Raw genomic sequence first — 13,164 nt, 5'->3', positions numbered from 1 at the left:
ATGAAAAAAACAATTTTTAGCCTAATTTTCGCTACCTGTGCAGCTTTTTCAAATAGTATTCAAGCAGAAGAAGTTTATTATCAACAAGAAGATATCGCTTATGCTTTTGAACTAGATTCAATCGAATTTTATTTGCCGAGTAAAAGTAAATTTAAAATTACTGCTACCAGAAAACTAGTTGGCGTACCCGAAACAAAGTTTTATACAGGTGATTTTGATAAAGATAATATTGCACAATTTCATATGGCTTTTGACTGTTCACACAAGACGATACAGATTTTAGACTTTATGATTGGTGATAAAAATAATGGTGAACTTAAGTACAAGAGCGATAAAAAGAGTGAAGTAATGAAAGCCACGGGTGAGAATGATTTAGCTATGCTTAATTTAGTATGTGAAAATGCTAACGCTATAAAATAGTGTCTGTGAATCATAAAGCTTGTTTTTAATACACGTATATACAATTTTCTTGGCGACCCACCTTTGGAAAAAATGAAGCTAAAGATTTAATAATTATGATACCTGTACAGACATTCTCGGTTTTTGCAATTTTTCTGTTGTTTATTGCTCCATTGATTGGTGTTGTACTAACACTCGGTTTATTGGTGAAAGCACTATTCTTTTGGCGAAAGAAGGCTCAAAAGCCTGTGAGTTTTTTTTCTAAAAAAACATTATTTATTACGCTAGTGGCATTAATATGTGACCTGTGGGCAGGTTATTTATTTTATATGAGTGCATCGGTAGAGTATGAGATTGCTCTTAAGCAGCATTACAAGGAACGTCGCAGCCATTTCGTTTTATCTCAAGATGCACAATATGGCGAACTGTTGATTCCTAAAGGGAGTTTAATTAGTCGTTACGATGTTTTTGATAACGGTGAGCCACAAGTACTCTTTAGCTTACGTGGATTACAGGCGGTACGCTTCCCTCATCCTGTACTAGTCGCAGGAATGTGGGTAACTGCGATGGAGCCTCCTCGAATGGAATTGGCGTGGGATCAGCAAATAGGTCCAGTCATGCGCTTTGATCCTAAGGAAGAAAATGGCTATGGTAAATGGGTTTACGATACGAAACGTCCTACCATCGCTTGTTCTCGTGGAGACATCGTACTACTTGAAATACCTCTCATTGATTATGATATTCAAAAAGAATTTGGTAAACCTGAGCCTGATGGAGCTAATGCTCGTTTTCGCCCGAGTGAGTGGGGTGTTCAACAATGCGAAAAAGGTCAGGGTCCAATTAAGGTTAGTCCTGCATATACTGGGACTGCACCAAAGAAACCTTGGTTTTATAAATAATAAGTTGTTGAATTGAAAAAAGCCTCTGTAGAACAGGGGCTTTTTTTATAATTTAGATAATGCCCATAATATTAAATTGATCAAAATTAGGTTAAATATTGGGAGTCAGTTCATTTATGCACATTCCAAGCTTTTAATAAACGCCAGATATTTTTATCTACCTTTTTCCAATCTTTTAATGATTCGTAAGGCATTGTCCATTTTATACTTATATTTGGATATAGAGGTGTTTCAACTTCTGTAGTCACTACAATTTGATTATTTCCATCATGTTGTTTAGCAATTGTCATTAAAAATTCAGAATGATAGGAGTCTGATGCATTTCCTATACAATGATAAAAACGAGAAATATGAGCTTTCAAATTCTTAAGTGAGTAACATTCTAATTCAAATTTTTTGAATAAATCTTCATCTTTAATAACTTCTTGAGAGGTAAAATAATTTATCCACTCTCGTGGTGTTTTTTTATATCTTAAATATATTGGATCAGCAGTATTAAAATTTTCTACTATTACTTTTACTTGGTTTTGATGACTTGTATCATAGAAATTATTAATTTCTATATTTTTAGCATTATTCAAAAGTAAGTTAAATTGCATAGGATTTTCAGGGTCTGCAACATTTTCGATGGTATCATTTTTACTTAGATTTTTTATTTTAGGAATAAAGTTAATAGGAAACTGACCAAGAAAAGGGCTCTTTAAAATAGTACCTTTTGCAATATTTGTTTTATCACCTACAACTGTTTTTAAAATTAAATTTGATGAAATACCCCAAACAACTAAATCCCCTTGTTTAGAAGTGTCTTTATAATATTTGACATTAGATTTTTCAGTTAAATGTTGAGATGCTGTTTTCGATGAGTCTGTGCATCCGAATATAGCAGTAGATTGTATTAGAATAATTATAATTTTCATGAAGTTCATAATGAGAATTTTCCATTCATGTCTAGATTAGAATATATAACTATGTGGCTTATAGAGAAATTCAGAGATAAATAAGAATATTTACTTATTAAATTTCTATAAAATCAAAGTAATACACCTTATACGGATAAAAAATGGGAGCACTCAGCTCCCATTTTCTATTTTTGCTCATGTTCTTTGTAGTATTGATGCGCTCTCTTAGAATTATGCTTCCAACTTTTAGCCACTTTGTGGAAATATATTGGAAGATCATCCCAAATAATTAATTATAAAGGGATTTTATTGTCATATTCTATTGGGTACCCATTATGTTAAATAGACCTTTGGTCTACTACTAATTTTAAATCTCAATCAGATTAATGGGGAAGCTGTGGAAACGCCTTTCTATATTTTTCTTGATCCTGATACTTACTAAAGTTTTGTAATCTTTGTACGACTTTTTGATCATTACTCATGGATTCCGTTGCATAACGCCCTAAATACTCAAATGATTGTGTTAGCGCATTAGTTCCTTCATTTTCTACAACTGCAGTAACCGCTTGAGTACAACTTTGCGTCATGATTTTATCAAAAATATTTGCAACCCTGCGATCTACACGTTCTAAATCTGCGCTTGAGATTTTTGCGTAGTTTGCTAAATCTTGTTTCGCAGCAAAACCAAAAAACATCCATTGCACCATATCCTTACGGTCTTGTTCGGTAACTGAACTTTTTAAACACTGAACTAATTTATCCTGATATTCCCCAGCATGGCTGAATGAAGTAATAAATAGAGAAGACATTAGTAATAAAATAAATTTTAATTTGTATGAATGCATAAATAAGCTCTAGCAAAACAACTAATTGATATTGAAAATTAAAATAACATATTCTTTGTATATAATGTTAGTGGAAGATAAAAATCCCAAACAGTGATATTTTGATTTTATAAACCCCCATTTAACAATAACTCACCCATTATTTATCCTTACTTTTTAATGATCTAATTTAAAACAAATGTCATTTTGTGTGCTTGACTGCAAAAGGGTTGGGCACTATTCTTTGCCTGCTGGCCTACATTGCCAGTCGGTCGTCGCAGACCGAATATTATCTCCCGCATCAGAGCCATTCCTTCTGAGGAATACTCATATGTGGTAGCCACTCGTTCCTTTCCCGTAGCGGTAGGACGGGAGAGGGACACCTACGGGTGTGCTAGTTTGAGATAATACTAGTCTGCGAACCCTTTCTCGTTCTGCCACCATAATTCTATAAATGTCTGGCAGAACTCCCTATAAAAAGGAGTTGGCTTTGTACATCCATTATTTCTTGGCAACCTTTGCCAAACGCTATAACAACACAACTTAGTTTTTAACGGGTTTGATCGCTATGCGGCTGATTAGGCTTTAAATCGTCACGACTAAAAACTTGCAGCAACAATAAAACTTGAGATGTGCCAAGCACAGTCTTTATAGGCTTTGCTACGCCTTTTTTTCAGCTTTTAAAAAGTAAAAGGCTTTTATATCCCATTTATATACAACAAAAATTTAATTTTATAACGGTAAAACTATGCCAAATTTAATTCTCCCAACACGTGCTTTTGAGGTTATCAAAAAAGGGATCGATTTATTCCACTACGGTGGCTTTCACATGGTCGGTGTCGACAAAATTGTGAGAGAAACCGAAGTGAATAAAATGACGTTTTATAACTATTTTCACTCGAAAGAACGCTTCATTGATATCTGTTTAATCGTGCAAAAAGAACGGCTGCAAGACCAAGTGATTGCAATGGTGGAGTACGACCATGACACAAGCACAATCGATAAACTTAAGAATCTTTATGAGCTACATACCAACTTAGAAGGGCAATATTACTTATTATTTAAGGCCATTTTTGAAACTAAAAACAGCTATCCAAACGCTTACCAAACTGCGGTGAGGTACAGAACATGGCTGACCAATGAAATTTATAGCCAACTTAGATTACTCAAAACTGATGTTTCTTTTACTGATGCCAGGCTGTTTTTATATATGATTGATGGCGCAATTCTTCAGCTTTTAATGTCAGAACAGAACGATGAAAATGAGAGATTATTAGTGCGCTTTTTAAAGCAGTTTAAATTTAGCGAACCTATGTAATCTCTACACTTTTTTTAAAGAGAATTAAGTCTGAAAAAGCCCTCAGATGAGGGCCTTATATATTGCTTTTCTAGCTCAGCGCTTCTTTGAGAAACCCTTGTTGGCCAAAAAGCTTTTCTCGAAATTCAGCTTCTAACTGTTCGGTTTGCATATGTAGAGGATTAAAACCTTCGTCTCTGACATCAAGCATATCTACAAATGCTTTAGATAAAATTCCTAACCGATTAACTCCGCCAAATCCTAAATAAACCCCATCCTTCAATTGTTTGAAGGTGAATTTTATATCTTTTCTTTTTAAAATCTTGATCCAATATTCAAACATAATAGGCATGATAAGTTTTGTGACTCTAGCTAAAGCGAGTTTTCTGTTTTTGCTAGAATTTCCTCCTATCGCATTTAATACATCAAACGCGACCGATTTATGCTCAAGTTCTTCAAGGGCATGCCACTCCCAAAGATTTCTGCTTTCTTGCGTAGTTTTTTCTTTAATTAACTGGTCTGTGAGCAATAGGCGAGCAAGTGTAGCTGTGTAATGTTCCATCACTACGGTAGCAGCGACTTGTTCGATTGCTGAAAGTTTACGTAATTTATCTAAACGAGCTTTGGTTTTAGCTTCAATTTCGACCACTTCAGGATAGTTAGAATGGAGGAAATGATTGTTCAATGTTTTATGTTCACGGCTATGAAAAGCTTCTTGAGCAATAAAAGCTCTTATGTCTTCTAATAAGTTTTCATCCTTAATTTGGCTTCGAACGTTTCTAATACTTTCTATAAAAAACATTTCACCCGGAGGAAACATTGCGGAAAGTACAACAAACAAAGAAGTGACGACAGGATTTTCCTCATAATAAAAAGAGTAACTTTTATTCGCATCGTAAGAAAGTTCAACATTACGGCGAACAATTTTTTGATTTGATGCTAGAGCTGTATTCATTTTTCTAACTCATCTTTTAAAAAATAATTGATCAAATTTTGATTTCTATTAGAATTTATCAATGAATTTATACGGAAAAAAGCCGGATATTTATAAGGATAAAAAATGAAGGTAACTACAAGAAAACCAAAACAAAATAGAGCGAAAAATACCTTCGAATCTATAGTAAGTGCAGGATTTATCTCTGTTATGAAAAATGGCTTGGAGCATACGACTGTACTTAAAGTTTGTGAGATTGCAGGCGTCGGATCGGGAAGTTTTTATGAATATTTCAAAAATAAAGACGCGCTTTTTATCGAGATGCAGCAACACTTCATTGTAGAGATATCCAAAGCCATTTATGAGGTGATTCCTGAAATTTTAGATTTAGAGATCCCTGAAGCAATCCGAACAATTTTTTTAAAAATTGGTGAACTTTTGGCGAAAGATAATAATAAATATTTTTATTGGCTCAGTGTTTCTTCTAAATACAGTACTGAAGCAAGTCAGGTAAAAGCTGTGAAAGCGATAAATGTATTAGCTATTGAATATGCGATGAAACATCCAGAAGTATTAAAAATCAAAAATTTAAAAATGATGGTTTATATTTTAATTCACTCAAGTATCGCTTTAACAATGAACTTTTTTACTTCACAAAATATAGGTTTTACCTTTGAAGAGTTAGTTGACTGCTTAATTAATATTACGATGTCATACATAGAAGATGATAGGAATAAGGTCGCTTAATTTTCTGTTCGCAAATTTATGATTTTTAGTGCCTAAATGCATGCCAAATTAAAGGCTTCCAGCTATTTATAATAAAAAGAACAAATAGGATGAAAGCCTAAAATTTGAATAACGACTTAGAATGTATTTTGAATAATCACATCGTCATAAGGAAGTTTACCCACACGAGGGTAAGGCTCGGAAGCCGACTTACCAACTGCAATCATTAAACATACTACGTGGTCTTCAGGTAAGTTAATGAGCTTCGCCATAGCGTCAAAGTCAAAGCCATCCATTGGGCAGCTATCTAAACCATGTTCTTGAGCAAGTAACATGAGGGTTTGAGCAAAAATGCCCGCACTACGCATCACTTCGTCACGTTGGGTTTGTGGGCGGTCACGATAATACTGGTCAATTGCACCAGCCATAATATTTTGAACTTCTGGAGTTGCACCATCCCACACACGTTTGGCATCAACTTCCCATGTATTTACTTTTGCACATAATACAATCAGTAAAGATGCTTCTGTAACTTGTGGTTGGTCCCAAGCAATTGCACGAATTTTTTGTCTTAACTCAGTGTCTTCAATAATCACTGGACGCCAATGTTGCAAGTTAAAAGCACTTGGTGCATTTGCTAAAACTTCTTGTAATAACTCTTTCTTGTTATCTTCAGATAATTCAAAAGAAGGGTCGAAGCGTTTAATTGCACGGCGCTTACGGAGAGCATCAATAACATTCATAAGATTTTCCTACTTAAGAGGTGGGTAGCAATACTAGTTAGCTTTATAACGTTGAGCTACTTCAGCCGAAGAAAAGTTTGGTAGTAAAGTGATACGTGATTTTTCAAAATTATTCCATTGATTTTCGTCTTTAAGCACAGGAATTGTAATTGTTTCTTTGCGATCAAAGCCGATTAGAGCAGCATCGACCAAATCATTGACATCCATTAATGGTGGAACTTGGCTTAAGTCGATGCCTGAACGTTCCCAAATTTCGGTTTTAGTGGCAGAAGGCAATACCGCTTGCACATGCACGCCATGATCTTTTAGCTCTAAATGTAAACCTTGGCTAAAAAAATGTATGAAGGACTTAGTTGCACCATAAATGGTAGAGCCAAATTCAGGGGACAACCCAACCACAGAACCTAAATTAATAATTGAGCCTTTACCTTTACGAACAAGTTGCTCTGAAACTGCATGAGACAACCGAACCACCGCAGTCATATTTAAAGTCATGAGTGTTTCAATTTCTTTAATATCCTGAGCTAAAAAGTTCCCGCTTAGTGTAATACCTGCGTTATTTACCAAAATTTCAATATCAGCATCGTTTTTAAGTACATCTTCAATTTTACTGATGTCTTGATCCTTTGATAAATCGGCTTGAATGAACTCGACTTGTACACCGTATTTTTCTTGAAGATCTTTTGAGAGTTTATCTAAACGGGTTGTGTCTCGTGCAACCAGAATTAAGTTATGACCACGTTGAGCAAATCGGTCTGCATAGACAGAACCAATCCCTGACGAAGCCCCTGTAATAAGTACTTTTGATTGAGCTGACATGTGATGTCTCCACGCTTTAATTTTTAGATGATGATCATAATCTAAAATAACTAATTTTTGATGTCAATCATAATCAATGTATAATTATGACCAGTAGGGTGAATAAAAGTGGGTGCGCCAACATGAAAGTCAGTAAAACTCAGGTAAAAGAAAACCGAGATAAAATTGTTGAAAAGGCGACTCAACTGTTTCGTAGCAAAGGCTACGATGGGGTCGGCATTGCCGAGTTAATGTCTAGCGCAGGTTTTACCCACGGCGGCTTTTATAAACATTTCAGCTCGAAGACTGACCTTGTCTCAATTACCGTTAAACATGGGCTTGAGCAGGTTTTAAAAAGAATCGAAGGTTTAAACTTAACTCAATTTATTCAGCTTTATGTGTCCCGCACTCATCGAGATAATCGAGATTTGGGCTGCACACTAACAGCGCTATCTTGTGATGCCGCAAGACAGCCAGACGAAGTAAAAGTCGAATTTGAAGAAGGCATTGAGCAACTTATTCAGTTCATTATGAACGAACGAGCCAAACAAGTTTCTTTGGAAACACCAGAGTTGAGAAAGCAAGCCATTAATATTCTTGCTCAGTCTGTAGGGGCAATTGCCTTGTCTCGCGCATGCCCAGACCAATCAAACCTTAGTGATGAAATATTAGAAAGCTGTAAAGAGAGCCTTTTAAAATTAGCCGATTAAGCTTTGTTATCCGTTAAGCTGGTTTGGCTAAACTGAATTAATCTCGCAATATCGACGGTTCTTTCATAAATGAGTTCTGCTACATGTTCGCAGGCCTGTTCTAATGTAATGGGACCATTGGCGAGTGAAAAAGCAGCCGTAACGCCATGCTCATAAAGCGCTTGGTAGCCTTCGCCTAAAGAGCCTGCAATAACAATAACAGGAACATTGTGCGCCTTAGCAATTTGATTCACCCCAAATACGGTTTTACCGCTTAAGGTTTGTTGGTCAAATTTACCTTCGCCTGTAATGACCCAATCTGCATGAGCAATTTTATGCTCAAGTTGATTCAGTTCGGCTACGACTTTAACACCAGCTTTAAAGCTTGCATTTAAATAACTTTTGGCGGCAAAGCCCAAACCACCAGCGGCACCAGAACCCGCTTCATCTCGTTTGTCGAAACCTAAAAGTTGTGCCGTGACATCGGCAAAATGGGCAAGGGCTGCATCGAGTAACTGGACTTGAGCAGGAGAAGCGCCTTTTTGTGGGCCAAAAATATGTGATGCGCCGTTTGGGCCACAAAGTGGATTGGTCACATCGGCAGCCAGTAAAAACCGTGTATGTTCAATGCGTGAGTCGAAATGTGTTAAATCAATTTTGGATAGGTTGCTTAGAGCTAGGCCACCTGCGGGTAAAACGTTTTGGTTAGTATCGAGCAAAACAGCACCCAAAGCACTGAGTAAACCTGTGCCGCCATCATTAGTAGCACTACCGCCCACGGTTAAAATAATATCTTTTGCGCCTGCGTCTAAAGCATCCAAAATGAGCTGGCCTGTGCCAAAGGTTGTGCTGTGGCAAGCGTCTCTCTCAGATGGGGGCACTAACTGTATGCCGCTCGCTTGAGCCATCTCAATGATGGCGATCTTTTGATGTTCTAACCATCCCCATTTGGCCTGAACAGGCTGGCCTAATGGCCCGACTACAGTTTTTTCACGCCATTGACCTTCGCAGACTTCTAAAACAGCTTCAATGGTTCCTTCACCGCCATCTGCCATTGGACATAAAACAGTTTCTGCATGAGGAAAAACCGCTTGCCACCCTTTGGCAATGGCTTGCGCTACCTTCAAAGCAGATAAGCTGTCTTTAAATGAGTCAGGGGCGATCACAACCTTCATAAATGCTCTAATAAGGATAAGTTTCTCATTGTTTTATACTGCTTAATACCAAAAAACCATAGATAAACACATGTAAGTGTCAATTTTAAAACGCTTTCAAACTGTTAAAAATGAAACCCAATAATGTTTTTATCTGTAAAAACCACAGCCATTAAATTTTTAACCTATTGTTTTATATGTTTTTATATAAATAATGTGATTGGGTTGAATGATTGTAATTGTAAACAATATGGCACATATTATAAGAGCGGTTGAGCCAGCTTTTAAAAGATGAGCAATAACATAAAAAGCAGACTCTACTCATGGGTAAACAGCGGGTAGCTTTGATAAAACCATAATTAAATTGTGATTTCACTGAGCCTGTTGAGTGTAAAAAAGATAAGAGGATGAAAAAGTGGATAATTCAGAAGAACAAAAGCACATACAGGAAAATAATAGTTTTGCGCGAATTGAGCCATATACTCATCCTGCTGGCGGGTGGGGCGCATTGCTTAGCGTTGCCCGAAACTTAAAGCGACAAGACATTTTAGGCAAAGGCTCAATTACCTTACTTAACATTAACCAGCCGACAGGTTTTGACTGTCCCGGCTGTGCATGGCCAGAAAAGAAAGACGCTCACGCATTTAACTTTTGTGAAAATGGTGCCAAAGCGGTTGCCTTTGAAGCGACCAGTAAAACCGTTACTCCCGAATATTTCGCAGGGCATACCGTCAGTTGGCTGTCAGAACAAAGCGATTTTTTCCTAGAAGACCTAGGCCGCTTAACCGACCCAGTTCGTTATGATGCTGCAACCGATAAATATGTTCCTATTTCGTGGGATGATGCATTTAAGCTCATTGCTCAACATTTACATGCGCTAGATAACCCAGACCAAGCGGCATTTTATACGTCGGGCCGTGCCAGTAACGAAGCAGCATTTTTATATCAATTATTTGTGAGAAGCTTTGGTACAAATAACTTTCCAGACTGTTCGAACATGTGCCATGAAACCACAAGTGTCGGCTTGCTTGACTCAATTGGTTTAGGAAAGGGCACAGTCACCCTAGATGACTTTGATATAGCTGATGCTATTTTTAGTTTTGGGCATAACCCCGGCACTAACCATCCACGTATGTTAGGTACTTTACGTGAAGTTTCTAAACGCGGCGGCAATATTATTGCGATTAACCCAATTAAAGAACGAGGCCTAGAGCGTTTCCAAGACCCACAAGCACCGCTTGAAATGATGACCAACGGCAGTACGCCAATTAGTCGTTATTATTTCCAGCCTAAAATTGGGGGTGACTATGCACTCATGTTAGGGATGTTAAAGCACTTAAATGAGTGGGATAAAAAAGCACTTGCCTCAGGTAAACCAAGCGTTTTTGACCGAAACTTTATTGCGGTCAATACGGTTGGTTTCGATGAAATGATTGCCGAGGTGGAAAGAACTGAGTGGGCAGATATTTATAAGCACTCAGGTCTGTCGCCTGAACATTTAGAAAAACTCTCTAAACTCTTTTTAGAGTCAGAGCGTTCCATTTTCTGTTGGGGAATGGGGATTACTCAGCACCGTCACGGAACTGCTAACGTACATATGCTGGCAAATTTATTGTTGGCGCGTGGTCAAATTGGCAGACCGGGTGCAGGGCTTTGTCCGGTTCGTGGGCACAGTAACGTGCAAGGCGACCGCACGATGGGTATTAATGAGTTACCTAGCCCGAAATTACTCGACAACATTGACCGTGTATTCGGTATTAAATCACCAAGAAAAAATGGGCATGGTGTGGTCGAAACCATTAAAGCTATGGCTGAGGGCGAGGTCAAAGTCTTCATTGGTTTGGGCGGAAACTTTGCGGTGGCAACTCCCGATACTCCATATACCCAAGAAGCGCTTAGAAAATGTGATTTAACTGTTCATGTCGCAACGAAATTAAATCGTAGCCATTTGGTGTGTGGTAAAGATGCACTTATTTTGCCATGTTTAGGCCGTACCGAAATTGATGAGCAGCTTCATGGCCCACAAGCCATTTCGGTTGAAGACTCAATGAGTAATGTTCACTTGTCGGCAGGGCGCAATACGCCAATTTCTAAAAACATATTGTCGGAACCCGATATCGTGGCAAGAATGGCTGAAGCAGTACTTCCAGACAGTCAAATTAAGTGGAAATGGTACATCGAAAGCTATGACCGTATTCGCGACTCAATTGCCGATGTATTTGATGAGTTCCATGACTTTAACTTACGCGTCTATAAACCGGGCGGTTTCCATCTAGAGCATCCAGCCAATCAGCACATCTGGAATACAAAGAGTGGTAAAGCGCAGTTTATGATCACACCGCTCAGTGAGGTTTATGCCGATAAGGAAAATCAGTACGCTGCGGCATATACCGAAAGTAAGGTTTATACCTTAATGACCACTCGCTCTCATGACCAATACAACACCACTTTATATGGTCTAGATGACCGTTACCGTGGGGTGTTTGGTCAGCGCCGTGTGTTGTTTATGAATCAAGCTGATATTGATGAAGCGGGCTTTGAAGCTAACCAGTGGGTTGATATTGAAAGTGTTTTCTCGGATGGCGTGAAACGTATTGTGCATAGTTTCCGTATTGTGCCGTATAACATTCCGCGCGGCAGCTTGGCGGCTTACTATCCGGAAACCAATCCTTTAGTGGCCTTAAGTAGTCATGACAAATATGCCAAGATTCCGGCATCAAAAAGTGTTCCTGTCATCTTGCATCCCGGAAATGCACCTGAGCACTTTAACTTGGCAACAGCCGTTGACCCTGAAGATGCAGATAGAAAAGTCAGCAGCCTTTAAATCAAAGATGATATTTAAAATGTAATTCAAACAAATGGCGCTCTAAACAAGCGCCATTTTGAAATAAAGGAAATAATTTTGACACCACATTCTTATGGGGTTGAAACATTACAAGTACAGCGGTTTAACAAAACCGAGTCTGAAAATGTTTTAGATCATATTGTGCAAGAGTACCCAATCGCCTTGGTGTATAACGGTATTTCACATGCGGTGATGATGGCAACACCAACCGATGTCGAATTATTTGCCAGAGGTTTTAGTCTCTCAGAAGGTATTTTGACCAGTTTAAAAGAGCTATATGCGCTTGATGTGCATCAAAGTGAATTGGGAATTACGGTTGAAATGACCATTTCATCGAGAGCATTTGCGGCACTAAAAGAACACCGCCGTATGATGGTAGGTCGTACAGGCTGTGGTTTATGCGGAATTGAGAGCTTAGAGCAGTTTCAGTTAGATGTTCCCAAAATTACAACACATGCATCAAAAATATGGCTTGAGCAAATTCCAAGTGCCATTTCCCATTTAAAAGCCCAGCAAGAAATTACAGCTTTAACAGGTGGGGCACATGCCGCAGCATGGGTGGTTGATGGTCAAATCGTGGCGTTATTTGAAGATGTTGGCCGCCATAATGCCTTAGACAAACTAATTGGTTATTTAGCGCAAGAAAACTACGACACCAGTTTAGGTTTTGTGGTAATGACCAGTCGGGCAAGTTATGAACTGATACGAAAATGTGCCCAGTTGAATATTAGCCTGCTAGCTTCAATTTCAGCACCGACCAGTATGGCCATTCAGTTAGCCAAACAATCTGGCCTCACATTGGCAAGTTTCTGTAGGGGAGACAGATTTGTTTTATATACAGAAATTTAAAATATATCGTTCAATATGATGGGCTTAAAACGAAGCTCATCTGACATTTCTGTTGCTTTTAAGCTAAGGATAGATTTTATAGATTATTATAAAACTCTAAAGGTTCAG

The 13,164-nt window shown here is 38.0% G+C and carries 13 protein-coding genes; 7 read left to right on the top strand and 6 right to left on the bottom strand.

Annotation, left to right across the window (positions count from 1 at the left end; genetic code table 11):
• Positions 1-420, top strand: a complete 420-nt coding sequence (locus ACG59Z_RS03865; protein WP_343569054.1) for a hypothetical protein — start codon at positions 1-3, stop codon at positions 418-420.
• 137 nt (positions 421-557) lie between these two features.
• Positions 558-1,298, top strand: coding sequence for a hypothetical protein (locus ACG59Z_RS03860; RefSeq protein ID WP_400198023.1), 741 nt, complete (start codon positions 558-560; stop codon positions 1,296-1,298).
• A 110-nt stretch (positions 1,299-1,408) separates the two neighbouring features.
• Here the strand turns inward: ACG59Z_RS03860 and ACG59Z_RS03855 are convergent, their stop codons facing one another.
• Together ACG59Z_RS03855 and ACG59Z_RS03850 are read right to left on the bottom strand one after the other, a co-directional pair.
• Entirely contained in the window at positions 1,409-2,215 is an 807-nt protein-coding gene (locus tag ACG59Z_RS03855) for a hypothetical protein (RefSeq protein ID WP_400197983.1), read from the bottom strand.
• A gap of 365 nt (positions 2,216-2,580) precedes the next feature.
• A complete protein-coding gene (locus ACG59Z_RS03850; protein WP_228148400.1) occupies positions 2,581-3,006 on the bottom strand; it encodes a hypothetical protein in 426 nt (141 codons plus the stop codon).
• A 763-nt stretch (positions 3,007-3,769) separates the two neighbouring features.
• Between ACG59Z_RS03850 and ACG59Z_RS03845 the strand changes: the two genes are divergently transcribed.
• Positions 3,770-4,339, top strand: coding sequence for a TetR/AcrR family transcriptional regulator (locus ACG59Z_RS03845; protein ID WP_400197982.1), 570 nt, complete (start codon positions 3,770-3,772; stop codon positions 4,337-4,339).
• Between the two features lie 70 nt (positions 4,340-4,409).
• Here the strand turns inward: ACG59Z_RS03845 and ACG59Z_RS03840 are convergent, their stop codons facing one another.
• Entirely contained in the window at positions 4,410-5,273 is an 864-nt protein-coding gene (locus ACG59Z_RS03840) for a metal-dependent hydrolase (protein ID WP_400197981.1), read from the bottom strand.
• Positions 5,274-5,378: 105 nt separating this feature from the next.
• Between ACG59Z_RS03840 and ACG59Z_RS03835 the strand changes: the two genes are divergently transcribed.
• Complete coding sequence (locus ACG59Z_RS03835) at positions 5,379-5,999, top strand: TetR/AcrR family transcriptional regulator (protein WP_368568098.1); 621 nt, start codon at positions 5,379-5,381, stop codon at positions 5,997-5,999.
• Positions 6,000-6,115: 116 nt separating this feature from the next.
• On the opposite strand, the gene ACG59Z_RS03830 is transcribed toward ACG59Z_RS03835, so the two are convergent.
• Together ACG59Z_RS03830 and ACG59Z_RS03825 are read right to left on the bottom strand one after the other, a co-directional pair.
• Positions 6,116-6,721, bottom strand: coding sequence for a nitroreductase family protein (locus ACG59Z_RS03830; RefSeq protein ID WP_311086751.1), 606 nt, complete (start codon positions 6,719-6,721; stop codon positions 6,116-6,118).
• A 33-nt stretch (positions 6,722-6,754) separates the two neighbouring features.
• Positions 6,755-7,540, bottom strand: a complete 786-nt coding sequence (locus ACG59Z_RS03825) for an SDR family NAD(P)-dependent oxidoreductase (protein ID WP_400197980.1) — start codon at positions 7,538-7,540, stop codon at positions 6,755-6,757.
• A 122-nt stretch (positions 7,541-7,662) separates the two neighbouring features.
• On the opposite strand from ACG59Z_RS03825, the gene ACG59Z_RS03820 reads away from it, so the two are divergent.
• Positions 7,663-8,229 carry a TetR/AcrR family transcriptional regulator gene (locus ACG59Z_RS03820; RefSeq protein ID WP_311069470.1) on the top strand — a complete coding sequence of 189 codons (567 nt, stop codon included), beginning with the start codon at positions 7,663-7,665 and terminating at the stop codon, positions 8,227-8,229.
• Here the strand turns inward: ACG59Z_RS03820 and ACG59Z_RS03815 are convergent.
• On the bottom strand, positions 8,226-9,383 hold the full coding sequence (locus ACG59Z_RS03815) for a glycerate kinase (protein ID WP_400197979.1): 1,158 nt from the start codon (positions 9,381-9,383) through the stop codon (positions 8,226-8,228). The two genes, ACG59Z_RS03820 and ACG59Z_RS03815, sit on opposite strands and share 4 nt — an antisense overlap.
• Positions 9,384-9,777: 394 nt before the next feature.
• Between ACG59Z_RS03815 and ACG59Z_RS03810 the strand changes: the two genes are divergently transcribed.
• Together ACG59Z_RS03810 and fdhD are read left to right on the top strand one after the other, a co-directional pair.
• The gene (locus ACG59Z_RS03810) at positions 9,778-12,186 is read left to right on the top strand and encodes an FdhF/YdeP family oxidoreductase (RefSeq protein ID WP_400197978.1); all 2,409 of its coding nucleotides are present in this window, start codon (positions 9,778-9,780) and stop codon (positions 12,184-12,186) included.
• A gap of 78 nt (positions 12,187-12,264) precedes the next feature.
• On the top strand, positions 12,265-13,056 hold the full coding sequence (gene fdhD, locus ACG59Z_RS03805) for a formate dehydrogenase accessory sulfurtransferase FdhD (protein ID WP_400197977.1): 792 nt from the start codon (positions 12,265-12,267) through the stop codon (positions 13,054-13,056).
• The last annotated feature ends 108 nt before the right edge of the window (positions 13,057-13,164 follow it).

Origin of the sequence: Acinetobacter sp. ABJ_C1_1 (genome assembly GCF_044684115.1) — a bacterium.
In the GTDB taxonomy this organism is placed as follows: Bacteria; Pseudomonadota; Gammaproteobacteria; order Pseudomonadales; family Moraxellaceae; genus Acinetobacter; species Acinetobacter nosocomialis_A.
Note: the sequence above shows the minus strand (reverse complement) of the source record. Positions and strands in the feature narration are given on the sequence as shown.

What these genes read in the sequence shown, in the direction of transcription:
- ACG59Z_RS03865 (WP_343569054.1), top strand. Translation starts at nt 1, where the DNA reads ATGAAAAAAACAATTTTTAGCCTAATTTTCGCTACCTGTGCAGCTTTT.
- ACG59Z_RS03855 (WP_400197983.1), bottom strand. Translation starts at nt 2,215, where the DNA reads ATGAAAATTATAATTATTCTAATACAATCTACTGCTATATTCGGATGC.
- ACG59Z_RS03850 (WP_228148400.1), bottom strand. Translation starts at nt 3,006, where the DNA reads ATGTCTTCTCTATTTATTACTTCATTCAGCCATGCTGGGGAATATCAG.
- ACG59Z_RS03845 (WP_400197982.1), top strand. Translation starts at nt 3,770, where the DNA reads ATGCCAAATTTAATTCTCCCAACACGTGCTTTTGAGGTTATCAAAAAA.
- ACG59Z_RS03840 (WP_400197981.1), bottom strand. Translation starts at nt 5,273, where the DNA reads ATGAATACAGCTCTAGCATCAAATCAAAAAATTGTTCGCCGTAATGTT.
- ACG59Z_RS03835 (WP_368568098.1), top strand. Translation starts at nt 5,379, where the DNA reads ATGAAGGTAACTACAAGAAAACCAAAACAAAATAGAGCGAAAAATACC.
- ACG59Z_RS03830 (WP_311086751.1), bottom strand. Translation starts at nt 6,721, where the DNA reads ATGAATGTTATTGATGCTCTCCGTAAGCGCCGTGCAATTAAACGCTTC.
- ACG59Z_RS03825 (WP_400197980.1), bottom strand. Translation starts at nt 7,540, where the DNA reads ATGTCAGCTCAATCAAAAGTACTTATTACAGGGGCTTCGTCAGGGATT.
- ACG59Z_RS03820 (WP_311069470.1), top strand. Translation starts at nt 7,663, where the DNA reads ATGAAAGTCAGTAAAACTCAGGTAAAAGAAAACCGAGATAAAATTGTT.
- ACG59Z_RS03815 (WP_400197979.1), bottom strand. Translation starts at nt 9,383, where the DNA reads ATGAAGGTTGTGATCGCCCCTGACTCATTTAAAGACAGCTTATCTGCT.